General features: G+C 44.4%; 31 protein-coding genes. 20 read left to right on the top strand and 11 right to left on the bottom strand.

Annotated features, from left to right (window positions below; all coding sequences use genetic code 11):
* Nucleotides 1–81: 81 nt before the first annotated feature.
* Complete coding sequence (locus V7L05_RS12905) at nt 82–1,998, top strand: GTPase family protein (protein ID WP_335164542.1); 1,917 nt, start codon at nt 82–84, stop codon at nt 1,996–1,998.
* A gap of 19 nt (nt 1,999–2,017) precedes the next feature.
* On the opposite strand, the gene V7L05_RS12900 is transcribed toward V7L05_RS12905, so the two are convergent.
* The 3 genes from V7L05_RS12900 to V7L05_RS12890 all read right to left on the bottom strand — a co-directional run bounded on the left by V7L05_RS12900 (nt 2,018) and on the right by V7L05_RS12890 (nt 3,909).
* Entirely contained in the window at nt 2,018–2,476 is a 459-nt protein-coding gene (locus tag V7L05_RS12900) for a DUF29 domain-containing protein (RefSeq protein ID WP_335164541.1), read from the bottom strand.
* A gap of 164 nt (nt 2,477–2,640) precedes the next feature.
* Nucleotides 2,641–3,750, bottom strand: coding sequence for an S-(hydroxymethyl)glutathione dehydrogenase/class III alcohol dehydrogenase (locus V7L05_RS12895; protein ID WP_335164540.1), 1,110 nt, complete (start codon nt 3,748–3,750; stop codon nt 2,641–2,643).
* Nucleotides 3,751–3,774: 24 nt separating this feature from the next.
* Entirely contained in the window at nt 3,775–3,909 is a 135-nt protein-coding gene (locus V7L05_RS12890) for a hypothetical protein (protein ID WP_335164539.1), read from the bottom strand.
* Between the two features lie 14 nt (nt 3,910–3,923).
* Here V7L05_RS12890 and V7L05_RS12885 point away from each other — a divergent pair, with 14 nt between their 5' ends.
* The 8 genes from V7L05_RS12885 to V7L05_RS12850 all read left to right on the top strand — a co-directional run bounded on the left by V7L05_RS12885 (nt 3,924) and on the right by V7L05_RS12850 (nt 11,704).
* Nucleotides 3,924–4,214: a hypothetical protein gene (locus tag V7L05_RS12885; protein ID WP_335164538.1), complete on the top strand. Its 291-nt coding sequence runs from the start codon at nt 3,924–3,926 to the stop codon at nt 4,212–4,214.
* A gap of 438 nt (nt 4,215–4,652) precedes the next feature.
* Nucleotides 4,653–5,936 carry a valine--pyruvate transaminase gene (locus V7L05_RS12880; RefSeq protein WP_335164537.1) on the top strand — a complete coding sequence of 428 codons (1,284 nt, stop codon included), beginning with the start codon at nt 4,653–4,655 and terminating at the stop codon, nt 5,934–5,936.
* A gap of 133 nt (nt 5,937–6,069) precedes the next feature.
* Nucleotides 6,070–6,636, top strand: coding sequence for a ribosome maturation factor RimM (rimM, locus tag V7L05_RS12875; RefSeq protein WP_335164536.1), 567 nt, complete (start codon nt 6,070–6,072; stop codon nt 6,634–6,636).
* A gap of 204 nt (nt 6,637–6,840) precedes the next feature.
* Nucleotides 6,841–7,095, top strand: a complete 255-nt coding sequence (locus V7L05_RS12870) for a hypothetical protein (protein ID WP_335164535.1) — start codon at nt 6,841–6,843, stop codon at nt 7,093–7,095.
* Nucleotides 7,095–7,454 carry a type II toxin-antitoxin system PemK/MazF family toxin gene (locus tag V7L05_RS12865; RefSeq protein WP_335164534.1) on the top strand — a complete coding sequence of 120 codons (360 nt, stop codon included), beginning with the start codon at nt 7,095–7,097 and terminating at the stop codon, nt 7,452–7,454. The genes V7L05_RS12870 and V7L05_RS12865 overlap by 1 nt, the downstream gene beginning before the upstream one ends.
* A gap of 85 nt (nt 7,455–7,539) precedes the next feature.
* Nucleotides 7,540–7,668, top strand: coding sequence for a hypothetical protein (locus tag V7L05_RS12860; protein WP_335164533.1), 129 nt, complete (start codon nt 7,540–7,542; stop codon nt 7,666–7,668).
* 68 nt (nt 7,669–7,736) lie between these two features.
* On the top strand, nt 7,737–10,118 hold the full coding sequence (locus V7L05_RS12855) for a phosphoketolase family protein (RefSeq protein WP_335164532.1): 2,382 nt from the start codon (nt 7,737–7,739) through the stop codon (nt 10,116–10,118).
* A gap of 263 nt (nt 10,119–10,381) precedes the next feature.
* Nucleotides 10,382–11,704 carry an ABC transporter ATP-binding protein gene (locus V7L05_RS12850; protein WP_335164531.1) on the top strand — a complete coding sequence of 441 codons (1,323 nt, stop codon included), beginning with the start codon at nt 10,382–10,384 and terminating at the stop codon, nt 11,702–11,704.
* 781 nt (nt 11,705–12,485) lie between these two features.
* Here the strand turns inward: V7L05_RS12850 and V7L05_RS12845 are convergent.
* The 4 genes from V7L05_RS12845 to V7L05_RS12830 are packed head-to-tail and all read right to left on the bottom strand — an operon-like array spanning nt 12,486 to nt 14,835.
* Nucleotides 12,486–13,283: a phycoerythrobilin:ferredoxin oxidoreductase gene (locus V7L05_RS12845; RefSeq protein ID WP_335164530.1), complete on the bottom strand. Its 798-nt coding sequence runs from the start codon at nt 13,281–13,283 to the stop codon at nt 12,486–12,488.
* Nucleotides 13,280–14,014: a 15,16-dihydrobiliverdin:ferredoxin oxidoreductase gene (locus tag V7L05_RS12840; RefSeq protein WP_335164564.1), complete on the bottom strand. Its 735-nt coding sequence runs from the start codon at nt 14,012–14,014 to the stop codon at nt 13,280–13,282. Before V7L05_RS12840 ends, V7L05_RS12845 begins: the two co-directional genes overlap by 4 nt.
* Before the next feature lie 55 nt (nt 14,015–14,069).
* Complete coding sequence (locus tag V7L05_RS12835; RefSeq protein WP_335164529.1) at nt 14,070–14,270, bottom strand: hypothetical protein; 201 nt, start codon at nt 14,268–14,270, stop codon at nt 14,070–14,072.
* Entirely contained in the window at nt 14,257–14,835 is a 579-nt protein-coding gene (locus V7L05_RS12830; protein ID WP_335164528.1) for a phycobiliprotein lyase, read from the bottom strand. Before V7L05_RS12830 ends, V7L05_RS12835 begins: the two co-directional genes overlap by 14 nt.
* Before the next feature lie 116 nt (nt 14,836–14,951).
* Here V7L05_RS12830 and V7L05_RS12825 point away from each other — a divergent pair, with 116 nt between their 5' ends.
* Together V7L05_RS12825 and V7L05_RS12820 are read left to right on the top strand one after the other, a co-directional pair.
* On the top strand, nt 14,952–15,800 hold the full coding sequence (locus V7L05_RS12825; protein ID WP_335164527.1) for a pentapeptide repeat-containing protein: 849 nt from the start codon (nt 14,952–14,954) through the stop codon (nt 15,798–15,800).
* Between the two features lie 75 nt (nt 15,801–15,875).
* A complete protein-coding gene (locus tag V7L05_RS12820; RefSeq protein WP_335164526.1) occupies nt 15,876–16,094 on the top strand; it encodes a hypothetical protein in 219 nt (72 codons plus the stop codon).
* A gap of 550 nt (nt 16,095–16,644) precedes the next feature.
* Here V7L05_RS12820 and V7L05_RS12815 read toward each other — a convergent pair.
* Nucleotides 16,645–17,307 carry a HEAT repeat domain-containing protein gene (locus V7L05_RS12815; protein WP_335164525.1) on the bottom strand — a complete coding sequence of 221 codons (663 nt, stop codon included), beginning with the start codon at nt 17,305–17,307 and terminating at the stop codon, nt 16,645–16,647.
* 64 nt (nt 17,308–17,371) lie between these two features.
* Here V7L05_RS12815 and V7L05_RS12810 point away from each other — a divergent pair, with 64 nt between their 5' ends.
* From V7L05_RS12810 to V7L05_RS12780, 7 genes are all read left to right on the top strand, one after another.
* A complete protein-coding gene (locus V7L05_RS12810; RefSeq protein WP_335164524.1) occupies nt 17,372–18,076 on the top strand; it encodes a phycobilisome protein in 705 nt (234 codons plus the stop codon).
* Nucleotides 18,077–18,411: 335 nt separating this feature from the next.
* Entirely contained in the window at nt 18,412–19,275 is an 864-nt protein-coding gene (locus tag V7L05_RS12805; RefSeq protein ID WP_335164523.1) for a phycobilisome linker polypeptide, read from the top strand.
* 292 nt (nt 19,276–19,567) lie between these two features.
* The gene (locus tag V7L05_RS12800; protein ID WP_335164522.1) at nt 19,568–20,326 is read left to right on the top strand and encodes a phycobilisome rod-core linker polypeptide; all 759 of its coding nucleotides are present in this window, start codon (nt 19,568–19,570) and stop codon (nt 20,324–20,326) included.
* A 204-nt stretch (nt 20,327–20,530) separates the two neighbouring features.
* Entirely contained in the window at nt 20,531–21,067 is a 537-nt protein-coding gene (locus tag V7L05_RS12795) for a phycobiliprotein lyase (RefSeq protein ID WP_335164521.1), read from the top strand.
* Between the two features lie 53 nt (nt 21,068–21,120).
* Complete coding sequence (locus tag V7L05_RS12790; protein ID WP_335164520.1) at nt 21,121–21,750, top strand: chromophore lyase CpcT/CpeT; 630 nt, start codon at nt 21,121–21,123, stop codon at nt 21,748–21,750.
* A complete protein-coding gene (locus tag V7L05_RS12785; protein ID WP_334832936.1) occupies nt 21,744–22,082 on the top strand; it encodes a CpeR family transcriptional regulator in 339 nt (112 codons plus the stop codon). Before V7L05_RS12790 ends, V7L05_RS12785 begins: the two co-directional genes overlap by 7 nt.
* 306 nt (nt 22,083–22,388) lie before the next feature.
* Nucleotides 22,389–23,453 carry a phycobilisome rod-core linker polypeptide gene (locus V7L05_RS12780; protein ID WP_335164519.1) on the top strand — a complete coding sequence of 355 codons (1,065 nt, stop codon included), beginning with the start codon at nt 22,389–22,391 and terminating at the stop codon, nt 23,451–23,453.
* Nucleotides 23,454–23,711: 258 nt separating this feature from the next.
* Here the strand turns inward: V7L05_RS12780 and V7L05_RS12775 are convergent, their stop codons facing one another.
* A complete protein-coding gene (locus tag V7L05_RS12775) occupies nt 23,712–24,380 on the bottom strand; it encodes an HAD family hydrolase (protein WP_335164518.1) in 669 nt (222 codons plus the stop codon).
* 42 nt (nt 24,381–24,422) lie between these two features.
* Here V7L05_RS12775 and V7L05_RS12770 point away from each other — a divergent pair, with 42 nt between their 5' ends.
* Nucleotides 24,423–24,614: a hypothetical protein gene (locus V7L05_RS12770; RefSeq protein ID WP_335164517.1), complete on the top strand. Its 192-nt coding sequence runs from the start codon at nt 24,423–24,425 to the stop codon at nt 24,612–24,614.
* Between the two features lie 49 nt (nt 24,615–24,663).
* Nucleotides 24,664–25,278, top strand: a complete 615-nt coding sequence (locus tag V7L05_RS12765) for a Uma2 family endonuclease (RefSeq protein ID WP_335164516.1) — start codon at nt 24,664–24,666, stop codon at nt 25,276–25,278.
* Between the two features lie 25 nt (nt 25,279–25,303).
* Here the strand turns inward: V7L05_RS12765 and V7L05_RS12760 are convergent, their stop codons facing one another.
* Nucleotides 25,304–25,510 carry a hypothetical protein gene (locus V7L05_RS12760; protein WP_335164515.1) on the bottom strand — a complete coding sequence of 69 codons (207 nt, stop codon included), beginning with the start codon at nt 25,508–25,510 and terminating at the stop codon, nt 25,304–25,306.
* Nucleotides 25,511–25,599: 89 nt separating this feature from the next.
* On the bottom strand, nt 25,600–25,971 hold a 372-nt coding region (locus tag V7L05_RS12755), incomplete at its 5' end, for a WD40 repeat domain-containing protein (RefSeq protein WP_442937857.1).

The raw sequence follows: 25,971 nt of genomic DNA, 5'->3' as shown, positions 1-25,971 counted from the left end.
GATTGGAGACGATAGACTTTTTATAAGAGTAATTTTTGCAAAAACTCGAATTTCCCAACATTTCAAAGCAGGTATGGGGCAATGGTGCGATTAAAACTATGGCAGTGGGTTGTTTTGGCAATCCCGATCGCTTTTATCATCATTTTCTTACTGGTATCCGCCGGTTCACAAATTCATGCGTGGGGTATTAGTTGGATCTGGGGTGTATTCACCCTTTTATTCGTGGGTTGGCGTTGGCTGCTAGTCAAATGGACTCAACCTGCTGTTAACCAAGTGGAAGCTGTATTAGCCCAAGTCCGCGAAGAACTGGAATCGACAGCAGAGGATACAGTAAAGCTACCAGTGGGAAGCGATGTCACAAAGCAAGCAGAAACCGCACTCCAAGAGATTCTGCAAGCAGCACAAAGCGATCGCCCGATTTGGGAAGACTGGCAAACTTTTTGGACGCGATGCCAAGATTTAGTTGTGGCGATCGCTCATATCTACAATCCTCAAATTCAATATCCCCTGCTAAACATTTACGTCCCCCAAGCTTACGGGTTGATTCGCGGAACAGTGGATGATATGGATCAGTGGATGCAAAAGTTATCCCCAGTCCTCAATCAGGTGACGGTTGGGCAAGCATACCAAGGATATGAGGTCTACCGGAAGTTGGAACCATCGGCTCGGAAATTCTGGAAAGTTTGGAACTGGGCGCAGTGGGTTTTAAATCCGGTGGCGGCGGTGGCAAAACAAGCCAGCCAGGGTTCTAGCAACCAAGCAACTCAGCAATTGTTGGGGAATTTGAGCCAGTTATTTCGGGAAGCTGCCCTGAGAAACTTATGCCGACAAGCGATCGCTCTCTACGGACGTAGCACATTACCAATTTCAGCAACCTCACCTACACCAACTTTACCCAAGGCAAAAACCCAAACACTTCGAGAAATCCTGACTCAAGCTCAACCAGCCGAGGCGGTTGAGCAAAAACCTGTGAATATTCTGCTGGTGGGGCGCACCGGGTCAGGAAAAAGTAGCCTAATTAATACGCTATTTCAGGCGGATCTCGCGGCTGTTGATGTTTTACCCAGTACCGATCGGATTCAGAATTATCAATGGCAGACTGAAAGTGGGGAAACCCTGACGCTTTGGGATACACCTGGTTATGAACAAGTCAACCGTGCCGAGCTGCGAAATCTGGTGCTTGATTATGCCATCAACGCAGACTTGCTGCTGTTAGCTACCCCTGCCCTCGATCCTGCGCTGCAAATGGATGTGGACTTTTTGCAAGATATCAAAGCAGAAGTTGCAGATTTACCAGCGATCGCGATCGTCACTCAAGTAGATCGTCTGCGTCCGATCCGCGAATGGCAACCGCCTTATGATTGGGAATGGGGCGATCGCCCCAAAGAAATTGCGATTCGAGAAGCCACTGAATATCGCGCCAAACTGCTGGGAAACTTCTGTAATCTAGTTTTACCCGTGGTTACAGGTGACAGCAAAACAAGTCGAACAGCTTGGGGAGTGGAGGCGCTATCGTTGGGATTAGTAGATGCGATCGCGCCTACTAAGCAACTCCGTCTCGCCCGCTTTTTGCGTAACCTAGAAGCCCGGATCGTCGCCGCAGCCAAAATCATCGACCACTACACCTTCCAGATGACGACAACACAGGGACTAACGGCATTGCTCAAAAGTCCCGTCCTCCAGTTTGTTTCTACCCTCTCAACCGGATCTCCAGCCCTAGCATATATGCTGGCAGAGCAAATTCCTGTGGAACAGTTGCCGATTGTGATTGGCAAACTCCAAATGGGATATGAGCTTTTCTCGCTCTTGAATACAGGCAACCTTAACCCGCTCAACTTTGAATTGCTATCTCTGTGGCCGCTACTGCTGGAAAACTCCGCTTCACCCGATCGCAACGCCTGGGCATTTGGTCACGCCCTGGTGGAGTATTGGACTCAGAATTTGACAGTTGAACAACTCCGGGAGCGATTTGAGTATTATTTAGCGATTTCCAAATAATTTGTCTGCGTTATCGCTTTTATTCCATTAAATCATCTGTCCCAGGCTGACCGGGATAAAAGCGATCGCTCAGAATTTCTTCAAAAGGATACAAACATTGCTTGGGAAAAGTTGAGAGTGACAGATTTGTTTCTCCAGATGCTAAATCCCTACCGTTTTCATAGGATTCCTGGAGTGCTTCTTCAAGGTAAGGCTTCAGGCTAGGATTTTCGCTCAACAACTTAAGAGTTTCCCGTCGTTGTACTCTAATTGTTGCTAACCAACTACGACTCCTTTGCTTTGGTTGATATTCCCATTTGAGCAAATGTCCAATTAATATACTAAGACGATTTCTCAATTCTTGGCGTTCCTTTCTTCCCAAAGATTCGATTTCCTCAATTAAATTGGGTAAGTCAAGCTGGTTCCATTGGTGATGACGCAAAAGGTTAGCCTGTTCTTGAGTCCAACTGTAGAAGTCTGCTTCATAGAAGTTTTGCATTAGGTTTTTTGCCGAGTTTCAGATTTTTAGTGTCTACATACATAATTGAAAAATTCATAATTCATAATTATGTTTTAGATAGAGATTTAAACCTTATTTAAAACAGGACTGTCTGCATAAACATCAATACAAAGTCTTTTTAATTACGAATTACGAATTACGAATTAGAAAGTCACCACACTGCGAATTGATTCACCTTTATGCATCAAATCAAAAGCGTCATTAATTTGCTCAATGGGCATTACATGGGTAATCAAATCATCAATATTTATCTTACCTTGCATATACCAATCAACAATTTTCGGCACATCTGTACGTCCTCTAGCGCCACCGAATGCTGAACCTTTCCAAACGCGTCCAGTTACTAATTGAAAAGGACGAGTACTGATTTCCTGTCCAGCACCAGCAACACCAATAACCACACTAACGCCCCAACCTTTATGGCAGCATTCTAATGCTTGACGCATAACTTTGACATTACCGATACATTCAAAACTGTAATCAGCACCGCCTTTGGTTAAATCAACCAGATAGGGAACTAAATCACCCTCTACTTCCTGGGGATTAACAAAGTGCGTCATGCCAAACTTTTCTGCCAAAGCGCGTTTACTGGCATTAAGATCCACCCCGACAATCATATTCGCCCCTACCATCCGCGCCGCCTGGATGACATTTAAGCCAATACCACCCAAGCCGAAAACCACAACATTTGCTCCCGGTTCCACTTTGGCAGTATTGATGACTGCACCAACACCAGTAGTCACACCACAGCCAATGTAACAAACTTTATCAAATGGGGCGTCTTCCCGAATTTTTGCCACGGCGATTTCCGGCAGCACCGTATAGTTGGCAAAAGTGGATGTACCCATATAATGATGAATCATCTGCCCATCGAGACTAAAGCGACTGGTGCCATCGGGCATGACACCGCGTCCTTGAGTTAAGCGAATGGCTTGACAGAGATTAGTTTTGAAACTCAGACAATATTCGCACTGACGGCATTCGGGAGTGTAGAGGGGAATTACATGATCCCCTGGTTTGACGCTGTTAACACCAGCGCCTACCTCCACTACCACACCAGCGCCTTCATGTCCCAAAATTGCCGGAAACAAACCTTCGGGATCGTCACCAGATAGGGTAAAGGCATCGGTATGACAAATCCCACTGGCTTTAATTTCAACTAACACTTCACCGGCTTGCGGCCCCGATAGTTGAACGGTTTCAATCGTCAACGGCTTACCTGCGCTGTAAGCTACTGCTGCTTTAACTTGCAACGTCAGCCCTCCTGTATAGTTTTGTTATTGGGCATTGGGCATTGAGCATTGTTCAATAATCAATAGTTCTTCTTCCTCTACCTCCCCCACTCCGCTATAACGATAAATATCACTTTGGTGAAGTACCCCTTTTTGCTTCGCTGAAAAAGGGGCTTCCAATTTCAACTACAACAATGACGGTCTTATTCGTCTTTTGGGTTTCCCATCTCAACCGCCGTCGCCACGTTAGGAACTTCCGAAGAAGTCGAGAACTAAATCTCGTGATGGTCTTACACAGCGTCCACAGGCAGCCCCCCGCCTACCACAGGGAGTTTGATTTTTATTCGCACAACACCGCTTGGATTCACGACAATAGTCAACCAGCTAACAGTGTTCTTTCCCCGATCTACCGATTTATCGCACGTCTTGTATCTTACTACTACTTTGAAGTTAGCCTGTCTGTTCAATACGGTCGGGTGGGTTAGCAACCATTTATATAATATCTTAGATGTATCCATAACAGCGATACATTATGAAAGAAAGATCCATCAGAGTTAGGTTATCGCAAAAACGAAATGACAAGCTTAAGGCTTATGCAGTAAGTAGAGAAAAGACGGTTACACAGTTGGTCGAAGATTGGATCGACAGGCTGCCTAGTCCCAAGATTGACGACTCCTTATCCACCCCACTCCCTAATCAATCTGACGATTGATGTTGGTCGGAGGTGTAATCGTCGTCCGCTCCCTATCCCCACCTTATGAGTACATTGAAGGTGGGGACTTCCGCGACACGTTAAAATACGATTCTCTAGCTAGATTGGTTAAAGGCGGTAACAGCTGTTTTGGCAACGATGTAAACTGGATGTCAGCAGCAACCCCCAAATAATTTGTCCACCTCTCAATTAATACATTTTGTCACAGCTTATGAACCCTGCCCTAACTCAAATTGGCGCTCAGATGTCCAACCTGACTGGCGTAAGAGCAATCATGAAGGATATTATCGAAACATTGCGAACGGGTGCAGGGCAGCAGTTTATTAATTTGAGTGCTGGGAATCCGTTGATTTTGCCAGAGGTAGAGCAGTTATGGCGGGATTGTACTGCACAGCTTTTAGCTAGTCCAGAATATGGCGAGGTAGTTTGTCGCTACGGCTCAAGTCAGGGCTATGCACCATTTATTGAAGCGATCGCTAATGATTTTAACAAACGTTACGGGTTAAATTTGAGCGATCGCAATATCCTGATCACTCCCGGTAGTCAAACCCTCTACTTCTACGCTGTGAATAGCTTCGGTGGCTACACCTCTAGCGGCGAGTTAAAACAAATCGTTTTGCCCCTCAGTCCTGACTACACGGGTTACGGCGGTATCTGCTTGGTTCCAAAAGCCTTAATCGCCTATAAACCGACTCTTGATATTGATGCAGCCGCCCACAGATTTAAATATCGCCCCGACTTCAGCCAACTATCGATTACAGAAAATACTGGTTGTGTCCTCTTCTCTCGCCCCTGTAATCCTACTGGTAACGTCCTCACAGATGATGAGGTGAAAAAAATTGCTGCCCTGGCTGCACCTTACAATGTGCCCGTGTTAATTGACTCAGCTTATGCGCCTCCCTTCCCAGCATTGAACTTTACCGAAATGACACCAGTGTTTGGTGATAATATCTTACACTGCATGAGTTTATCGAAAGCGGGATTACCAGGAGAAAGGATTGGTATTGCGATTGGGGATGAAAAGTGGATTGAAGTACTGGAGTGTTTTCAGTCCAATATGAGTCTCCATTCTTCACGTTACGGCCAAGCGATCGCAGCTTTTGCAATCAATTCTGGTGCCTTAGTGGAAATTTCTCACACTGTCATCCGTCCCTTTTACCAAAATAAATTTGCCGTTTTAGAAACCAGCTTAGAACAAGCGATGCCCAAGAATTTACCTTGGTTTCTCCATCGCGGTGAAGGAGCAATTTTTGCTTGGTTGTGGTTACAGGATTTACCCATTAGTGACTGGGAATTTTACCAACGAGTCAAGCAAGTAGGTGTGATTATTGTCCCTGGAAGTAGCTTTTTCCCCGGTTTAGAGGAAGAGTGGGCGCACAAGCACCAATGTTTCCGCATCAGTCTTACAGGTAGCGATGAGGAGATTGTCACTGCTATGCAACGTTTAGCAAAAGTGGCTGAAGAAACTTATCAGCGTGCAGTTGTGAGTGCTTGATTTAGGGGGAGTTAGGAGAGACGCGATGAATCGCGTCTGTACAAAAGTAGAGACGCGATTCATCGCGTCTGTTATAAGAATTCTTTGCCCAATGCCCAATGCCCAATGCCCAATGCCCAATGCCCAATGACAAATGACAAATGACAAATTAGATAATTGGCTAGAAATTGGTAAGATTGTTTCCCCTCAAGGATTGTCTGGGGAATTACGGGTTTATCCTGTATCTGACTTTCCCGAAAGATTTGAGGTGCCGGGAAAACGTTGGTTGTTGCGTTCTGGTGAAACAGAACCACAACCAATTGAATTATTGAAAGGACGTTACATCAGTAACAAAAACTTGTATGTGATCAAATTAGCTGGTGTGGAAAATTGCGACCAGGCGGAGGCGTTGCGCGGTTGTAAGTTAATGGTGCCAGCAAGCGATCGCCCCCAATTAGGCGAAGATGAATATCATGTCCTCGATTTGATTGGCTTGGAAGTCTTCATGCAAGCATCTGGCGAACTCGTGGGGACGGTAGTAGATATCATCTCTGCTGGGAATGATTTGTTAGAAGTCAAGTTACATGAATCATTTGCTACTAACAAAAAGCAAAAGACTGTTTTGATTCCATTTGTACAAGCGATCGCACCAGTGGTAGACTTACCATCTGGTCGCATTGAAATTACACCACCGCCTGGATTATTGGAAATTAATAATTAGTTCATTAATTGATCTGCATCTAGCTAGTTTTGCTGTACTGGATACTTCAAGAACAAGCAAAGCTTGAAGATGAGAAAATTATAGTAGATACTCTATCTACAGCAGATTTTAAGGAAAGTGAAGTACACAACGATTCGTCTCAAACCCAGGTATAAAGCCTGTTTTACTTCTGAATTATGCTGTATTAATCTAGGAAATGTAACAATGCCAGAAAAACCAACAGCAACTATTCACAGGCAACTGCTGGAAATATTGTCCCAATTGCCTTTGTCTTGTCAAGAAGAAGTATTAAATTTCGCTATCTCTCTTCAGAAAAAAAAACTAACTCAGCATTGGGATGCTATTTCTGATGGAGAGGCTGCTGCACTGAAAACTGAGTTTGCTGATGAAGATTTAGCTTTTGCAGAATCCGTTTTAACTGATTATCTCTCCCAACTTCAGCAAGAGGACGCAGTTTGATGCGAGGAGATGTTTATTTGGCTGATTTGAATCCGAGTCGAGGTTCAGAGCAAGCAGGTATCGGACCAGTTATTATTGTTCAGCGAGATAGACTAGCTCAGTTTACAACAACATCAGTAGTAGTTCCTTTAACCACTAATCTGCGACGCGCTCTTATACCAGGTACAATTGTCATACCTTCAGGTGAGGGCGGTTTAACGCAAGAGTCAGTAGTACTTTGTTATCAAATTGTTGTTATCGATAAACAGCGATTAATTAGAAAATTAGGAACTCTTTCTCATAATTACTTATTAATGCTAAAAGCAGCATTAGAGTATACTTTAGAACTAAATAATTATGATCAAGAAAATGCAGATTGATAGTATTACACCTATTTTCAGGTAAATAGACCACGCGGTAGGGGCAATTCATGAATTGCCCCTACGACAGATGTGGTTCAAATACATGAAACCTACTGTAATCAATAGCGTCACTAAACAACCCCTGCTAGCGATCGCTCTCCATCCTATGCCCAAAGCGAAGGAATTTAATCACAAAGGCTGGAAAAAATTATCAGAGGTTAGACGGCCATAATCTTGAAAAACAAGTAAAATTGCTTACTGATGAAGCCGTCAAAATCCTTTTGAAATGGAGTGTCGATAATGACATTAGCAACGACTCCACAAACAAAGCCTTTAACAGATGAAGAATTACGGAAGATCAACGCTTACTGGCGTGCAGCTAACTATCTTTCCGTTGGGCAGATATATCTACTCGACAATCCGCTACTAAGAGAACCCCTAAAGCTGGAACACGTCAAACCCAGACTCTTGGGGCACTGGGGAACAACGCCAGGGCTGAACTTTATCTATGTTCACCTGAATCGGCTGATCAAAAAATATGACCTAAACACCATCTATATTGCTGGGCCTGGTCATGGAGGCCCTGGACTGGTAGCCAACACGTACCTAGAAGGTACTTACACAGAGTATTACCATAACATCTCCCAGGATGCTGAAGGAATCCAGAAACTCTTCAAACAATTTTCTTTCCCCGGTGGTATTCCCAGCCACGTTGCACCGGAAACTCCTGGTTCGATCCACGAAGGCGGTGAACTTGGTTACGCCCTCGTCCACGCTTACGGTGCTGCCTTTGATAACCCTGACTTGATTGTTGCTGCTGTTGTGGGTGACGGCGAAGCTGAAACAGGTGCTTTAGCAACTAGCTGGCATTCTAATAAATTTCTGAACCCCGTGCATGATGGGGCTGTACTTCCAATCCTGCACTTGAATGGGTATAAAATTGCCAATCCAACAGTACTGGCACGGATTAGCCATGAGGAATTAGAAAGCTTATTTGTGGGCTACGGCTACAAACCATACTTTGTCGAAGGTGACGATCCGGCAGATGTACACCAGCAGATGGCGGCGACTCTAGAAACAGCGATCGCCGAAATTCAAAGCATCCAGCGAGAAGCCCGCGTACATGGTTTCACCCAACGTCCCCAGTGGCCGATGATTGTCTTCAGAACCCCCAAAGGTTGGACAGGCCCTAAGGAAGTAGATGGCAAAAAAACCGAAGGTTCTTGGCGATCGCACCAGGTTCCCTTGAGCAACATAACCAAACAGCCAGAACATCTGAAAATCCTAGAAGATTGGATGAAGAGTTATAAACCAGAAGAACTCTTCGACGCTAACGGCACACTGATTCCCGAACTAGCAGAACTGGCTCCCAAGGGTCATCGACGCATGGGTGACAATCCCCACGCTAACGGCGGTATCCTGCTGCGCGACCTAAAGATACCCGACTTTCAAGACTATGCGGTAGATGTTTTTCAACCAGGCAAAGCGATCGCTGAAGCTACCCAAGTTGCCGGAAGATTTCTGCGGGATATCATGCAACTTAACCAGGAAAGCCGCAACTTCCGCATCGTCGGCCCCGACGAAACAGTATCAAATCGCTTAGGCGCTGTATTGGAAGTCACAGATAAGACTTGGGTAGCCGAGATCCTCCCTGAAGATGACCACCTTTCCCAGAATGGTCGGGTGATGGAAATCCTCAGCGAAACTTGTTGCCAAGGATGGTTAGAAGGCTACCTCCTCACAGGACGCCACGGTTTTTTCTCTTGCTATGAGGCATTCATCCACATCATTGACTCGATGTTCAATCAGCACGCCAAATGGCTGAAAACGACCAAACATATTCCCTGGCGTAGACCAATAGCTTCTCTCAATTATCTACTCACCTCCCACGTTTGGCGGCAAGACCACAACGGCTTCTCCCACCAAGACCCCGGTTTTATTGACCATGTAATCAATAAAAAAGCAGAAATCGTTCGCGTATATTTGCCCCCCGATGCTAACACTTTGCTATCGGTAACTGACCACTGTCTAAGAAGCCGCAACTATGTCAACGTCATCATTGCTGGGAAGCAACCAGCATTGCAATATCTTGACATGGATGCTGCTATCAAGCACTGCACCAAAGGCATCGGCATTTGGGAATGGGCAAGCAACAACCAAAGCGGCGAACCAGATGTAGTGATGGCTTGTGCTGGGGATGTTCCCACCTTAGAAACTTTGGCTGCTGTAGACATCCTGCGCCAGCACTTCCCAGAGTTAAAGGTGCGGGTAGTCAACGTAGTCGATTTGATGACACTACAGCCAAAAACCGAACATCCCCACGGTTTGAGCGAAAAAGACTTTGACACAATTTTTACCACAGACAAACCTGTTATCTTTGCCTTTCATGGCTATCCCTGGCTGATTCATCGCCTAACCTATCGCCACACCAACCATAATAATTTGCATGTGCGTGGCTACAAGGAAGAGGGAACCACCACCACCCCCTTTGATATGGTTGTTCTTAACGATCTCGATCGCTTCCATTTGGTAATTGATGTAATTGATCGCGTGCCGAAACTAGGATATAGGGCAGCTTATGTCAAACAGCAATTACAAGATAAGCTGATCGAACACAAACATTACATTGATAAGTATGGCGACGATATGCCGGAAATTCGTGATTGGAAGTGGCCCTATTAAGAGAGAATAAGGGCAAAGACGCAGAGAGGAAACTTTTCTCCCTGCTTCTCCTTTTTTTAGAACTTACGCAGAAGAGATCCCCCAATCCCCTTTAAGATCGCCTACCCTACTGGATAATTTATTTTTTAGAGTGAACTTATTGTTCCAAGAATTGTGCAAAATAATTCAGTTACCCTGAACGTGTATTATTATGGGCGCTAAAGTGTCATTAGTCATTTGTCCCTTTATGACTAATGCCCAATGCTCAATGACAATAACTAATCGTGTCCCAAGTTGTTTTAGAAAACGTTTATAAAAGTTTTTCCCCACGTAAAGGGGGAAGCGTGACCTCACAAACTGAATCTTCCCTGACGCCTGGGGATAAAACTGATGCAGCGCCAGAGCGTGCGGGAAGTCTCAACGTCTTGCGGCGAATTAACCTGACGATCGCAGATGGTGAGTTTATGGTGCTGGTGGGCCCTTCTGGTTGTGGTAAAAGCACTCTGCTGCGGCTAATCGCTGGATTAGAAGTGATGACCGGAGGCAATATCTGGGTAGGCGATCGCTTGATCAATGACCTACCACCCAAAGAACGCGACATCGCAATGGTCTTTCAAAATTACGCCCTCTATCCTCACATGACGGTGTATGACAACATCGCCTTTGGGTTACGCCGTCGTTTTGGGAGAGTAGGGGAAGAAATTACTCCCTCATCTCCCTCATCCCCCTCATCCCCATATCTTCGGACGTGGGCAGAAAATCTCTTCGTGGGGGCGACAAGAAACTTACCTAAAGGACTGCGCTACATTTCTGACAAAGAACGAGCAGTAGATGAACAGGTGCGTAGTGTTGCTCAACTATTGCAAATCGAAACATTGCTGAATCGCTTACCTAAACAGCTATCTGGAGGACAAAGACAACGAGTTGCATTGGGACGAGCGATCGCGCGTGACCCCCAAGTATTTTTAATGGATGAACCGCTTTCTAACTTAGATGCCAAACTGCGGGCAGAAACCCGCGCCCAAATTGTCAAATTGCAGCGCCAACTGGGAACAACGACAATTTACGTTACCCATGATCAAACAGAAGCGATGACAATGGGCGATCGCATTGCAATTATGTCTGAGGGTAAAATTCAGCAAGTCGCTTCTCCTCTAGAACTTTACAACCGCCCTGCCAACCTTTTTGTCGCAGAGTTCATTGGTTCACCACCGATGAATTTTATTCCTGTGGAATTTCATGCCCCGCAGTTAATTATTCATTCCCAGTTTCGTTGCACCCTCCCAGAAGTCTGGGGAAATGCCTTACAACAATATGATCGGAAAACTTTAATTTTAGGCATTCGCCCAGAACATTTGAATTTGAGTATGCCTGCCACTAAAAATATACCGGTGCAAGTAGATTTGGTAGAGAATCTTGGCAACGATTCCTTTCTCGCTGTTAAGATTGCCGAACCGGGATCTCAAACAGCCACTACAGCCAATTACCTACAAGTGCGAATCCCACCAGACCGATTTGTACAACCTGGTGAGCAACTATGGTTATCTCTAACTCCAGAGAAAATTCACTTTTTTGACCCGGAAACCGAGCTAGCTATATTCCATTGAATCCCGATTACAGCTATTTTCAGGTAAATAGACTACGCGGTAGGGGCACAGCAATGCTGTGCCCCTACGACAGATGTGCTTCAAAGACATGATTTCTGCTGTAAGTTGGTGCGATCGCAAGTCATAAAACCTGATATAGGAATCATATTTGATTTCTGAAAAAATCTCCGTAGTCTTGTAGTGGACTGTCTAGGCTTTAATGTTGCAAAAAAATTGTCGGTTGGGTGGAGGCAAAGCGTAACCCAACATCCTGATAATCAGTTGGGTTGCGCTCTGCTCCACCCAACCTAAGTCTACGTCTAATGCACTATTTTAGGTGTTGTGAACGAAAAGACTTGTGTTGTGAACAAAAAGACTTGTGTTGTGAACGAAAGTACTTGTGTTGTGAACGAAAAGGCTTGTGTTGTGAACGAAAGTATTTGTGTTGTGAACGAAAAGGCTTGTGTTCTGAACGAAAGTACTTGTGTTGTGAACGAAAAGGCTTGTGTTCTGAACAAAAAGACTTGTGTTGTGAACGAAAAGACTTGTGTTGTGAACGAAAAGACTTGTGTTGTGAACAAAAAGACTTGTGTGTACACCGTAGTCTTTTAGGCTACGGTGTACACACAAGTCGAATGTAGAGAGTAACTATTTGTCATTTATCTCGTATCTCGTTCCCATGAAGAGTATGGGAATGCTTGATTAGGGGCTGCTGTCTCCAGTCAGAAATTGAGTCAGAGACTCAATGAAGGCATTCCCAGTCGGAGACTGGGAACGAGTCATGAGTAAAACCTGAGAATTACTAGTTGATGGGTGTTAATTTTCTCTCTAGGTCAAATAAAAAGCCGTGGATATACTCCTCAGTCCATTCTGCACCATAGAAGCGTTTAAACATCCCTCGTGCTGGGTCTTTTTCAGCCCGATATCGCAGGTATCGCAGTTGGGCTTGCTCAATGGCTACTAAACTTTGGGAATCTGTTACAGGTTCGGCCTGATCGACGAAATCTAGATAAGCTTTCAAATAGTCTTTGAAAGCGGCAAACACCTGAGCTTCTACTACAGCCGTTTCTTGGGGACGAGTCCACAGAAAAGCGGGAGAGAAAAAGGGCTGCGCTTCTTCTGGAAAATCTCCTCCCCAAGATAGATGTTGTTGGTGGGCGTGGAAAATGGGCAGAATTGGTTCGGTATATTTTGCTTGATATGCTGCATCATCCCGAAATAGCGGCTGCATATCCAAAGCAATTAGATGTCCTCCTGGCAATGTCACCAGATCCGCCCCAAAAAATGGTAAATCGTAGTTGATGCGGGGGAAAATCACAAAATTCAGCACTTGCAGCGAATTACCACCCTGTACGTGAGCAGCCCGAATTTGCCGCAATTTTGCGGTTTGAAAAGCATAACTGGTGGTGACAACCTCTTCCTGATTCTTTCCCTTGCCCACAACAGCACTCTTCGACTCAAACCCAGTGGGGATAGGATAGGGTTGTAAATCCAAGCGCGATCGCATGTAGGCGATCGCATAATCGAGAAATGGTTGATAGAGTGTCACGTCGCTTCGCTCCAATTCAAAATTAATCATCCCCAATGCCCAATCGGTCATCTTTTGCTGCTACTAACTGCTAGGGGAACAGCATCTTCAAATAAGAACTCATGGAGAAAGCGCTCTGCCCATTCATGACCAAAGTAACTGCTAAACAAACCAGATGCAGGATCGCGGTCTGCACTATATTGGTCATAGTCTTTTTGAGCTTTGACAATTCGTTGAATATCTTCTGGATCTTCGAGCGCTTGGGCATCTGCTAGCATTTGCCAATACAAGTTTAAATAATCCTGAAAAGCTTCAAAGACTCGCGTTGCCACTGTTTGGGGATCTGTTTTGGCAAACAATAGGTACTTAGAAAAATACTGGTTGGCATCGTAAAACTTCATTTCTAAGTTTTGCGCCAAATCCGGGTATTTATCATGGAGAGATTTGAGCGGAACTATATATTTGTTTTGATAATCTTCATCCTGAAATAAAGGTTGAAAGTCAAGCACAATCAGGTTTTTGACTTTACCAAAGGATAAAAAATCAATCCCTAATAGAGGTAGATCGTAATGATGACTGGGATAAATCACACTATTAAAAATCTGAGCGCTTTCCCCGGCATCAATGTAGGTATAGCGAATTTTCCGCAACTCTTGACATTGATAACACCAACTGCGAATAGTTGCTGGGTTTTTGCCGCGATCGCTAATTTTGAATTCCAAACCAGGGGGAATCACCCTACTTTGTAAATCAAACCGGTGAAATAGCTCTTTTTCTAAAAATTCCAGGAAAGGCTTATACATGGAGCATAACTTGTTAACCCTTGCATGAAAATAAGTGATGGCAATCACGCACGTCTCATTTATGAGAAACAAAGCAACATTCCTTAATGGGGCATTGGGCATTGGGTATTGGGCATTGGGTATTGGGCATTGGGCATTGGGCATTGGGCATTGGGCATTGGGCATTGGTTATTTCTTCCTCATCTCCCTCATCTCCCTCATCTCCCTCATCTCCCTCATCTCCCTCATCCCCCTCATCCCCACTAACGCCTAGCATGATTCCGACTGATCATTTGCTCCAAGACTTCTTGGGAAACACAACGACGCTCAGAACAATAAGTCATCAAGTTGACTCCGTTCATCATTCGTACTGTACTGACCCTGACACGAAAATCATCCGTAACAAACCAACAACGTTCCTGACCTTGATTATTGTCATAGTCAGTATCAATCGTCAGCACTCCATCATCAGCAAACCGATACCGACTCACAACTGGAATGCTCTCAACATAACCTTGGTTGCGGATCAGTTTTCCAGAACGCCTTGTTTCGTCGGGAACATCTACCAAAATGGCAGCATTATCGGTATTCGGTAGCCTAGTGTCTAGGTTAGCTTGCCATGCAAAGCTAGCGCCGCCGGTTGCTTTAGTAGGGTCTATCCCTTGGGCTGTACAAACTTCTTCGACTTTCGGATCATCCTTATCCATGACTTTAATAATCAAATTCGACTCCCCCGACTCATCCGCCGCCGAGTCAAAATGATGAACGGAGCGTTCCGTAAACCATGTTCCCTCACTTTTACGGAAGAAGTCGATCATTGTCAAGGGCGGTATTAAATGCATCTGTTTTAAAACCTCGTTTGATCAAATTTTGGCGTTATTGAAAACTGAGTGATGAGATCAAGTCCCGATTTAGCTAAAGTGTAGAATAACTCCAAAAGTTATATTTTAATCAGCTGATGACAAATAGTGAAATTCAACTTATTACTAGCGATGCCTACGGCAACGGCTTTGCCGAACGCCCCAGTCCAACTCCAGAAATCTTAACAGCCCTGAAAGCAGGAATCCCTCTAGATTCTGTCGATTTGTACCAATTCAATCTCAGGGAAGTAGATTTACAACAAGCTAACTTGAGTAAAGCCAAGCTATTAGGAGCCGACCTCAGTCAGGTGGTCTTGAGTAATGCCGATTTAAGTGGGGCAGATTTGCGAGGCGCTAATCTGCGAGGAGCCGATTTGAGTGGAGCCAATTTGCAGGGAGCCTATTTAAACCGTGCTGACCTGCAACAAGCTAATCTTAGTGGCGCAAATTTGGAGGGAGCCAAACTCGAAGTGGCGCGTTATGATACACAGACGAAATGGCCCCAAGAATATAACTACAAAGCTTCGGGAGCGGTGGGGCCTGGTGCTAATCTCAATGGTGCTTTTCTGAATACAGCTTCTTTACGTAACGCAGATTTACAAGGCGCTAATCTGCGTGGAGCCTACCTGAGTGGCGCTGACTTGACAGAAGCCAATTTGCAAGGTGCTGCTTTAAGTGGCGCTGACCTGACAAAAGCTTATTTGACGGGAGCCAATTTGCAGAATGCTCGATTGACTGGAGCCGATTTGCGGGATACAGACCTGCGAGCAACTGACCTCAGTGATGCAGAGATGGAGCATCTTCAAAGTATCGCTGGAGCCGATTTTACTCTTGCTCAAGGACTCACAAAAGAAACCTTAGCCATGCTTTGCAGCCGTCCACATTCAGAACTCGACGTTTGGAACGCTTACACCCGTAGAACAACCCGCGAAAGTTTGAGTGCTTGACTAAACTGAGTACTTAGAAAGTCCTGAGTGAGACTTTTCATAAAGGCTGCCAGCTCTTTTTCAGGAGCGCTAAAAATGTCGCGTATCCTTCGGAAAAACCGGGCGGATCAGGTAGAACATATTGTGGAAATTCTTTATACGATCGCCAAGGTTCCGAAGCATTATGCCGCAAATGTAAAGCAGATTCCTCAGAATCTGGTAGTCGCCAAGTCATTTGACCAGTTGGTATATCAGTCACGTCGCTTTGCTCCGAATTCAAAATTCAAAATTAATAATCCCCATAAAGAAATTTAGTTGCTCTCTATCTTTGTCTCGTTAAGAGTCTCCGACTGGGAATGCGCCTATAGAGGCTCCGCCTCAAGACTTGCGGCACAGCCGCAATTGAAGAGCATTTCCAGCCTCTTGCTGGAAACGAGATTTTAAAAGAGTTTTAGCTTAACGTGAGTTCGACAAATGTTGTTTGACCTCTCCCCCAACCCCTCTCCGTTTCGGAGAGGGGAGTAAAAAGCTTAATTTTTCGTTGCCCCTCCCTTTCCGTTTCGGAGAGGGAGGCTGGGAGGGAGAGGTTCATCGAACTCACGTTAGCTTAAGTTGACACGCATCAGCATTGCTCTACCCCTACGAAAGATGTGGCTTTTAAACTTATACATATTTAATATTTATTGTCAATGCGTAAATTTTATCCCCATAAATAAATTTAGTTGCTCTGTATCATGAGTCTTTTTCGGTAAGAAATGTCTCCTAATCTTGAAAAAGCTGATCTTTTCTTCCAGATTTTGGCAGATTACCCGAATATTTTTGTCAATTTTAAGGTAAAATAATGATTCAAAAGGAACCGATGTCGCTATTGTGGCAACAAGTCTTCTAAAGCAGCGCCGACAACTCGGTGATCTTCATCCTGTCTGAGTTGGTTCAGAGCTGCTTTGGCTTCCGGCTCATCAAATCGTTTGAGGGCATAGCTAACTCGCATACGCATCCGCCAAGATTCAACATTCACCAACATTAATATTTGGGATAATGCCGCAGGATGTTGACTAGAATCAGCGAGTAAGGCGAGTCCATCAACAGAGGATTCCTGAACTGTGAAATCTTCATCTTTTAAACCCTGAACGCAGATATCAAATAGCTCTTCAGGGCAATCCATTTCAGCGATCGCGGCCAAAATACTCCGTCGCACTAGCCAGTGGTCATCCTGATAAAATGCCAGAACTAGATGAGAAACTGCGACTCTGCCAAATAGCGATAAAGAATTTGCTGCCTCAGCTCGCACGTTGGGGGTATCGTCAAATTTCATAATTTGCATCAAAGCCGCAAAGGATTCTGCTGATTGTTGATTACCCAAACCCCTGGCCACAAAAGAACGCACCAAAAATTCTGAGTCATGAAGTTTACTCGTCAGCAGAGGAACTGCAACTTCTGATTCATAATTATCCAGGGCAGCGATCGCCTTCAGACGATATTGAAAATCTGGGTTCTTCAGTTCAGCTTGGATTTTATGGATTTCCATAGGTGCATTTGGTAGAGCTATTCTTTACTTTATTTTACAGATGTGATCAAATGAAATGAAGGGCATGGGGCATTGGGCATTGGGCATTGGTTATTCTCTTTATCCTCACTGTCTCCCTTGTCCCCTTGTCTCCATGCTCCCCTCCAATTTCCCATGCCCCATGCCCTATCCCCCATGCCCTAAACCAATGACTCAATTAAGCGAAACCGTCAAAGAATTAATAGCCAAAGCGAGAATTGTCAGCTTTGCTGAGTGGGAAAAGTCCCATCCAAAAGCAGCAATCGCCATATTCCAAGCTGCGGATGATGCTTTTCGCTACCTGGGCAACGAAGATTTATCGCAGATTAAAACCTTGTCACCCGATAATTCTGAGTTAATTCCTGTTGCTCAGTTGTTACGCGATCGCGCAGCCGAAATCGTTGATGAAGCTAGAGAGCAGGTTTTAGGGACTTATCCCGAAATTATCCAGCCTGGAGGCGGCCTTTATCCACCTGAACGCGCTCAAGCTTGCTGGCGAGATTTTTGGCATTTTCTCCGATGTATTACTTATGGCATTGCAGGTGGCCACACTGAGTATACAAATCCCACAGGACTGCACTATATGAATTTGCTTTATCAGGAATTACAAGTTCCATTGGATGCAATGCTCTTAGGCTTAAAAAGCATCAAGGCTGCTAGTTTGAAACGCTGCCAAGCTAATCAGCAAGAAACTCTTGCTCCCTATTTTGACCATTTAATCAGCCAACTGGCTAATTTCCAAATTCGGTAGTACCCAGGTACGAGTGCTGAATGAGAAGGAGTCAACAAGAGAAAAATTCATCTCATTACTCCCCTTGCAGGTGAGTGAGAGGCTTCTTTTTGTTGCAGCTAAAAAAAAGCTGAATTTTTTTTAAGTATTATTTAACTTAACAACTTTTAATAAATATGGTTTCGGCATCGTATCAGAATATGTAAGGAGAAACGATGCAAAAACTTAAAATCATCAAGACTAATAAGGATTTAAAGTCTCTATGGCCTCTTCTTTATTAGAATGATGTAAAGTTTGTTAACATCTGCGGAATATCCTTCTCATAAAATTTAATTGTTAACTGGGAGATAGTTTGAATGGCTTTTGGACCAGCATCACGATTAGGGATCGCTCTGTTTGAAGATACCGATCCCATTGATCTGTGGCCAAATCGCTCTAATGAGGAAGTTGAAACCGTAATTAGAGCTGTCTACAAGCAAGTTCTAGGCAATGCTTATGTAATGGAGAGTGAGCGGCTTTCCGTTCCCGAATCCCAACTCAAACGGGGTGAAATTAGGGTTCGTGAGTTTGTGCGTCAAGTCGGGAAGTCGGAACTTTACCGATCGCGGTTTTTTGATAGCGCCCCCCGCTATCGAGCGATTGAATTAAATTTCAGACATTTCCTTGGTCGTGCGCCATTGGATCTAGAAGAAACGCGCGCACACAGCACTATTCTGGATACAAAGGGCTTTGAAGCTGAGATTGATTCCTATCTAGATAGCGACGAATACCAAGAGACTTACGGGGAAAACATTGTGCCTTATATTCGGGGCTACAAAAGCGAAGCTATCCAGAGTTTGGTTCAGTTTACCCACTTGTTCCAACTGGTACGTGGTTCCTCTAGTAGCAGCCTGAAAGGTGACTTAGCTGGCAAACAACCAAAATTGAACAGTTTGCTAATTCAAAGCACGCCTACCCCGGTGATTTCACCAGCCAGCAAAGGTGCTGCATTCCGTAACCCGACATCTACTGCTCGCACCCGTCAAGGTGTGGGATCTGGTGACGATGGTAAGATATACCGGGTTGAAGTTACTGGCTACAAGGCAAATGTGGTAAACAACATTTCCAAGTTTCGCCGCAGTAACCAGGTCTTTTTTGTGCCATACAATCAGCTTTCACAAGAGTATCAACGGATTCACAAGCAGGGTGGTGCGATCGCCAGTATTACTCCTGTCAACTAAAGAATAGAAATTCGGAATTAAAGATTAGGGATTGGGAAATAATTTCCGCAGTACTCAGTCTCCAGTCTTTAATACCCAGTGTTTATCATTGATCAAAAGTTAGCCTGGGGTTTGAGCAATTCCGCCGTCAGTTGTCATATATGAAAGATATTTAATGTACTTTCACCAACTAAAGTTTTACAAAAGCTTGTCAGTAGCAAAAACAACTGACAACTGATGGGAAATTCTACCTTTATAAGGGGTAGGATGCTCGGAAATTTCATTTAATTCGCGTTTTTAAGGAGATACTTCAATGTCACTTTGGGCTATTGATTCACCTAATGTTGAACTGCGTCCGAACACCAGCGAAAGTGAATTACAAACACTGATTCGGGCAGTTTACAAACAGGTTTTGGGCAATGCTCACTTGTTGGAAAGTGAGCGACTAGCCACGGCTGAATCACAATTGCGCGATCGCAAAATCAGTGTCCGCGAATTCGTCAACACCGTTGCGAAATCAGAACTTTATCAATCCCTGTTTTTCAACTCTTCTTCCCAATATCGGTTCATTGAACTGAACTTCAAACACCTGTTAGGACGTCCTCCTGCTGATCAGGCAGAAATTTCTGAACACGTCCGCATCTACAGCGAACAGGGCTATGATGCTGAAATCGAATCCTATATCGATAGCCAAGAGTATCAGCAGAATTTTGGCGAGAATATTGTTCCTTATGTTCGCAGCACTAGCTCCCAAATCGGAATTAAGAATGTCACCTTTAACCGCACCTTTAGCTTACTCAGAGGAGTAGCTACCAGTGATAGCGATCGCAAAGCCAAACTGATCAGCGATGTCGGTTCAAATTTACCCACATCCATCAAGGCTCCCGTTGCTGGTTCTAGTGTAAGCAGCACCGACAAACGCTTCTTGATTAAGGTAGTCAAAGGTTCAGCTAATGTCCGTACTCGTCTGGGCAACCTCGAATATGTAGTTAACTACAATCAACTGTCTGGGCAAGTGCAAAACATTCATCGCACGGGCGGGAAAATCGTCAGTATCACTGAAATTGCTTAAGTAAGTGAGTGGGGAGTGGGGGAGATGAGGGAGATGAGGGAGATGGGGGAGATGAGAGGGATGGGGATAATTATCTTAATTCCTAATTCTTAACTCCTAATTCCTGTACAGACGCGATTAATCGCGTCTCTCCTAACTCCTAACTCAGCACTTTAGCCAAGATATATCTTGGATTGTAAGTTACTTTTTAATATCACTTTTCTAATGGAAATTACCGAATTCTTTGAACTTTCAATTGGACGATGGCGATCGCAGCGTAGCGGTCATCATTTAGCATTCGCCCACTTTGAACAAGTGCTGTCTAACATTAACATTGAGTCTCTATCTACTGATGATCCGGCGGTGCTAGCAATCTGTCAATTGTATGACACTGACGCCGCCAGTATCACCCACCCCTTTCGGATGACTTGGGAAGGTGAGTCAGACTGGGACGATAAACCAATTTCTGGTAGTACTGTGCTGGTGCCAATTCCCGATCTCGAAAATCCTTCTAGAGGCAAACTCCTGCGAGACAAAGGATACGCCGAAACAATCCCAGCAGTAGCTAAATATCATCTGAGTGACGATGGCATTTTTACCCTGCTAACAGAGTATGAACTCGCTGCTGCTGAGGAGCGAATTTGGTTTGCTAACCCAAATCTGCGATTTCGGGTAGCGATGATTAAAACCAGTGATGGTAAAGGTGTGACAACAGCTTCCTTTTCTTCAGAAATTCGCTCTTTGTCAAGTTCAACCAGTTAGCAATATCAATTTTGAATTTTGAATTTTGAATTTTGAATTTGGAGCGAAGCGACGTGACGATAGCGCCCAATGAATCTAGCACCAACGCTAGCGATTTGCTCACCTTAGCCTCTTGGATGGCAGGAGATTTTAGCAACTACAAGCAATCTTTTGCAAATCCGCAACTTTACGCCCACATTCACATTTATTTTCGTCCTTTACCAGTTGAATTTTTTTCTGCCATCGGTTTTTATTCTGAACAAGCGTATGACCACGATTTATGGACACCCTATCGTCAGGGAGTACATAGACTAGTCGATTGCGGCGATCGCATTTATATCGAAAATTACAGCTTGAAAGACCCTATGCTTTATGCAGGTGCGGCTCGTGAATTAGATATCCTCAAAACCATCACCCCAGAGAGCATCGAACGGCGTTACCACTGTTCAATGGTTTTCCAACGAGATGGTGAAATGTTTCGAGGCAGTGTAGAACCAGGCAATCAATGTCTGATTAAGCGCAATGGATGCCAGACATATCTGATTAGCGAAGTAGAAGTAACCGAGCGTACTTGGATAAGTCTAGATAAAGGTATGGATATTGAAACCCACGAGCAAATATGGGGATCAACTGCTGGCCCTTTGCAGTTTGAAAAAGGGGAAAATTTTGCTGATGAATTACGTGCAGTGAGCGCATTATGTTGATTCAGCTTGAATGTGTTAAAACCAAAATGTTACCTCCACTAGCTGAAAAAAAAATGCGTTGCTGGATTCGCAGCCGCCACTTGATTTGTTCGGGTAACTTTTTTATATTCGAGACATTAGAATATACGACAATTGAGAGATTCTCTGAATGTGTTGCTTCTTTAGGAGGAACAGTAATATCCGTTGACCCCGTTAATAAAATTTGGATGGGCGATCATCGCCAAGTTATTTTATATCAGGCGAAAGCTAGTTTACATACCCCTCATCATACTTTGAAACAATACTGGATAAAATACGGTGGTTTCTACACTAGATTTGATGAGCGTGCTTGAGAGTCGCTATCCTGCGGAAATTGTTCTGACAATTAAATTTTTAATTTTAAATACTCCCCAAGGGAGTTGACGGCTAATTGTTAATGTCTAATTGCTAATTTTTTATCAGGATTAGCTGTTAGTTATTAACAGTTAGCCGTCTAAGTTTGTTAGAAAATGTAACTAAAAAACTCCCCAAAACTTGATAAATTATATCAAGACCCAGTAATTAGTAAATCTTAATACCATTTCTTTGTGAGGCGGCGCTAAACCTTTTTAACTTCTGACTTCTTTGTGTCCCAAAGGAACAAGAGTTTTAGAGAGTTCTTGCGTAAGTTCTATTTACTTTACAAATTAGCCACACCTACCCACACTAACCCAAGTATGCAGACCTTCATAGACGACGAAACCAGACGACGCCAATATCAAGCATTTTCCCAAACAGAACCCATTGAACTGTGGACTACTGCTTCAGATGATGAGATTGAAATTGTAATTCGGGCAGTTTATCGGCAAGTGTTGGGTAATGCCTACATTATGGAAAGTGAGCGGCTCATCGTTCCAGAATCGCAACTCAAGCAAAGTATAATTGATGTCCGTGAGTTTGTGCGTCAGGTTGCCAAATCAGAGTTGTATCGCTCCAGATTTTTTGATAACGTTTACCGCTACCGTGCTATTGAGTTGAACTTCAAGCATCTGCTGGGTCGCGCTCCCGATGACTACTCCGAGACAATTTATCACAGCAATATTTTAGATGAGAAGGGTTTTGAGGCGGATATTGATTCTTATCTTGATAGCGACGAGTATTTAGATGCTTTTGGGAATAATATAGTACCATATTACCGGGGTTATAAAACTCAAACGGGCAAAAAGATATTGGAATTTACCAATATGCTGCAACTGGTGCGGAGCAATTCTAGCAGTGACAAGAACCTAGCAACGAATAATAAACCTCAACTGGTGCGATCGCTAATTACCAACACTCCTTACGGTAAAGTTAAACTCACGGATGTTAGTGCAATACTTGCTGAAGTGTTCAAGCCCAGGCCAGAAACTGCTGCTGGAGTTAATCAGTTTATTGCAACTCGCACAGCAGCTGAAGAAGGCTTGCAGCAAAAGATTAAAGAGCAAGAAAGCCAGATTGCAACTTTGCAACAACAGCTAGCAGACTTAAGACCCTTTGCCAGCATCGGCACAACAAAATTTAGTAGTAGTTGGCAGTCTTCCAATTCCGTGAACAGCACAGGCGAATATACATCTTTGCAACAGCAAGCTGACGCGCAAGCAAAACAGATTGCAGGTTTGCAAGAGCAAGTTGCTGATGCCCGACGGTCTGCCACAATTGGAGAAGCGCGGTTGAATAAGTGGCGCAGTCGCGTTTTTAATGGCTAATTTCTCTACTGTTTAACTTTGTAGGGTGCGTTAGCTAAAGGCTAACGCACTGCTTTTGCAACAAACGCTTTAGCAAAAGTTAAAAACGTAGCGTAGTTTACCACACTTCGGCATCGCATGAGATACTTTTACAAAGTGCGATCGCTTATCCTTTTAATATAGGACTTACGCACGAGTTACGGAATAACGAACCGCAGAGGCGCAGAGGGCACGGAGAAATCAGAGTTTGAGAGATATTTTGCGTAAGTCCTATAATATTTAAGCATTTGCACCCAGAATAGAAGAGTCATAGTGCTGTAGTAAATCTTCTGGGTCATCGTAAATTGCGATCGCTCCCGACAGTTGTTCATCGTTAAAGCCACCGCAGCGCAAAGCAATCACACCTACCCCTGCTTTGCCGGCAGACTCAATATCGTAGGGCGAATCTCCTAGCATCACTACTTTATCAGGTGTCATTTGCCCTTTGTTCAAGGCGGCTTGTACAATGTCAGGAGCAGGTTTAGAAGCTTCGGCATCATCGGATGTAGTGACTTCCGATAGCAAATCATCTACTTGGGCAATTTTGAGCATGATGTCAAGTTCTTGAGAACTCGCTGAACTAGCAACAACCAGATGCAATCCCGATTTTTGCATCTTTAATATTAAGTTTCTGCTACCATTGGCAGCAGTAATTTGCGGTATATATTTGTTAAATAATAGTTCTTTGCGTAGTTGGGCGATCGCTTTGCCAGTTCCTTCCTCACTGTTTAATTCTGGCACTACTTTGGGAATAAGTTGATCTCCACCCATGCCCATAAGTGGTCTAACTTTTTCAAATGTTACTTCCAAGTCATAAGCTGCAAATGCCTCTACCCAGGTATTTGCATGAGCATCATTACTTAAAACCAGTGTCCCATCAACATCTAAAATCACTCCTTCTAATGCCATGAAAAACCTCGGCTGACATTTTGTTTCATTGTTTATGATGGCATGGCAAATAGTTTACTTCATCGTCCCATGAGAGGAGAAGGGGTTAGAGAAGAGAAGAGATGGCGATCGCCTGAGATAATTCTAGAAGGTGCGATCGCTTACAATTATCTGCAATTGCGCTTGCGTTCGATACGCTTGGGCGATCGTACAGTGCCGGAGGCGGACGCTAAGAAAGCTTGTAGAATTTGTTAGTTAATAGAATAGGCATCATTTACCGAATCCCTATTGGTAAGAGGTCAAAATGGTACAAACACCCGCTAGTCCAGAAATCGAAACCCTATTGATTGAGTTACCTAAGTCCATTGGGCTGTATGTTACCCAAGAACAGTTTGCTGCTTTAGCCGCAGCTAACCGAGACTTGAGACTGGAAAGAACCGCAAAAGGAGAGTTAATAGTAAACCCACCAACAGGCTGGGAAACTGGGAGACGCAATTCGAGCATTTCAGGGGAGTTGTATTTATGGTGGCGGAATGCGGGCGAACCGGGTGAAGCCTTTGACTCTTCTACAGGCTTCATTTTACCTAATAGTGCGACTCGCTCCCCCGATGCCTCTTGGGTGAGTGGAGAACGATGGGAGGCGCTTACTTCGGAACAAAAAGGAACGTTTGCGAATATCTGCCCTGACTTTGTGGTGGAGTTACGCTCTAGTTCAGATACCCTCAAGTCCGTAAAAGATAAAATGAGGGAGTATATCGACAATGGCGCGAGACTAGGCTGGTTAATCAATCCGCAGCAGCGACGGGTGGAAATTTATCGACTGGCTAAGGATGTGGAAGTGTTGGAGAATCCTGCTGAGTTATCGGGTGAAGTGGTGTTGCCGGGTTTTGTCTTGAATTTGCGTCGGGTGTGGGATTGAAAGCATCTTGCTCGCTACGGGTTAATTAAATTGAACGATTATCCACTGCCGCCGGTTGAGCAAATTTTGGGCAAACTGGTTTGGATGTTGCAAAATGGCTAATGTAGGCGATCGCATCTAGGCTTTGGGAGTAGATGAGTTGGTTTTTTTTGCCAAATTCAAGCAGAAGCGATCGCCTATCGTATAATGGGAATCCGTTTTCTGGCGATCGCATTGCTACCGGATGGAGCAATTATATAATGTTGTACCGCATCTGAATGGGAAGCGCTATATCTGGCAAGCTGATATTAATCCGGCGATGCATAATTTTTCGCTTGGCTTTTACTTGATATCATCACAGAGACGCTTGTCACTCTCACCCAAATTCGGGTTATTCTGCAAATAATTATGCAGCCAATTGCAACCCCGCACCAGCAATTGGTCTAAATTCTCCACAGGCCACAACCGCGCTGTACCGTCATCTGATGCCGTGGCAATGGTTTTGCCGTCCGGGCTGAAACTCACACTTGAGACTCTGCCTTGATGCCCTTTGAATTCTTGTAGCAGTTGCCCGTTGAGCGTCCACAACCGCGCTGTACCGTCATCTGATGCCGTGGCGATGGTTTTGCCGTCCGGGCTGAAACTCACACTTGAGACTCTGCCTTGATGCCCTTTGAATTCTTGTAGCAGTTGCCCGTTGAGCGTCCACAACCG

The sequence above is a fragment of the Nostoc sp. genome, assembly GCF_036917755.1.
In the GTDB taxonomy this organism is placed as follows: Bacteria; Cyanobacteriota; Cyanobacteriia; order Cyanobacteriales; family Nostocaceae; genus Nostoc.
The sequence above is the reverse complement of the archived record's forward strand: the minus strand, read 5'-3'. Positions and strand labels throughout refer to the sequence as shown.

Bases quoted from the DNA above. Each gene is read 5' to 3' on its own strand.
- V7L05_RS12905 (WP_335164542.1), top strand. From the start codon at position 82: ATGGTGCGATTAAAACTATGGCAGTGGGTTGTTTTGGCAATCCCGATC.
- V7L05_RS12900 (WP_335164541.1), bottom strand. From the start codon at position 2,476: ATGCAAAACTTCTATGAAGCAGACTTCTACAGTTGGACTCAAGAACAG.
- V7L05_RS12885 (WP_335164538.1), top strand. From the start codon at position 3,924: ATGACGGTCTTATTCGTCTTTTGGGTTTCCCATCTCAACCGCCGTCGC.
- V7L05_RS12880 (WP_335164537.1), top strand. From the start codon at position 4,653: ATGAACCCTGCCCTAACTCAAATTGGCGCTCAGATGTCCAACCTGACT.
- rimM (WP_335164536.1), top strand. From the start codon at position 6,070: ATGACAAATGACAAATTAGATAATTGGCTAGAAATTGGTAAGATTGTT.
- V7L05_RS12870 (WP_335164535.1), top strand. From the start codon at position 6,841: ATGCCAGAAAAACCAACAGCAACTATTCACAGGCAACTGCTGGAAATA.
- V7L05_RS12865 (WP_335164534.1), top strand. From the start codon at position 7,095: ATGCGAGGAGATGTTTATTTGGCTGATTTGAATCCGAGTCGAGGTTCA.
- V7L05_RS12860 (WP_335164533.1), top strand. From the start codon at position 7,540: ATGAAACCTACTGTAATCAATAGCGTCACTAAACAACCCCTGCTAGCG.
- V7L05_RS12855 (WP_335164532.1), top strand. From the start codon at position 7,737: ATGACATTAGCAACGACTCCACAAACAAAGCCTTTAACAGATGAAGAA.
- V7L05_RS12845 (WP_335164530.1), bottom strand. From the start codon at position 13,283: ATGACCGATTGGGCATTGGGGATGATTAATTTTGAATTGGAGCGAAGC.
- V7L05_RS12840 (WP_335164564.1), bottom strand. From the start codon at position 14,014: ATGTATAAGCCTTTCCTGGAATTTTTAGAAAAAGAGCTATTTCACCGG.
- V7L05_RS12835 (WP_335164529.1), bottom strand. From the start codon at position 14,270: ATGCTAGGCGTTAGTGGGGATGAGGGGGATGAGGGAGATGAGGGAGAT.
- V7L05_RS12830 (WP_335164528.1), bottom strand. From the start codon at position 14,835: ATGCATTTAATACCGCCCTTGACAATGATCGACTTCTTCCGTAAAAGT.
- V7L05_RS12825 (WP_335164527.1), top strand. From the start codon at position 14,952: ATGACAAATAGTGAAATTCAACTTATTACTAGCGATGCCTACGGCAAC.
- V7L05_RS12820 (WP_335164526.1), top strand. From the start codon at position 15,876: ATGTCGCGTATCCTTCGGAAAAACCGGGCGGATCAGGTAGAACATATT.
- V7L05_RS12815 (WP_335164525.1), bottom strand. From the start codon at position 17,307: ATGGAAATCCATAAAATCCAAGCTGAACTGAAGAACCCAGATTTTCAA.
- V7L05_RS12810 (WP_335164524.1), top strand. From the start codon at position 17,372: ATGGGGCATTGGGCATTGGGCATTGGTTATTCTCTTTATCCTCACTGT.
- V7L05_RS12805 (WP_335164523.1), top strand. From the start codon at position 18,412: ATGGCTTTTGGACCAGCATCACGATTAGGGATCGCTCTGTTTGAAGAT.
- V7L05_RS12800 (WP_335164522.1), top strand. From the start codon at position 19,568: ATGTCACTTTGGGCTATTGATTCACCTAATGTTGAACTGCGTCCGAAC.
- V7L05_RS12795 (WP_335164521.1), top strand. From the start codon at position 20,531: ATGGAAATTACCGAATTCTTTGAACTTTCAATTGGACGATGGCGATCG.
- V7L05_RS12785 (WP_334832936.1), top strand. From the start codon at position 21,744: ATGTTGATTCAGCTTGAATGTGTTAAAACCAAAATGTTACCTCCACTA.
- V7L05_RS12775 (WP_335164518.1), bottom strand. From the start codon at position 24,380: ATGGCATTAGAAGGAGTGATTTTAGATGTTGATGGGACACTGGTTTTA.
- V7L05_RS12770 (WP_335164517.1), top strand. From the start codon at position 24,423: ATGGCAAATAGTTTACTTCATCGTCCCATGAGAGGAGAAGGGGTTAGA.
- V7L05_RS12765 (WP_335164516.1), top strand. From the start codon at position 24,664: ATGGTACAAACACCCGCTAGTCCAGAAATCGAAACCCTATTGATTGAG.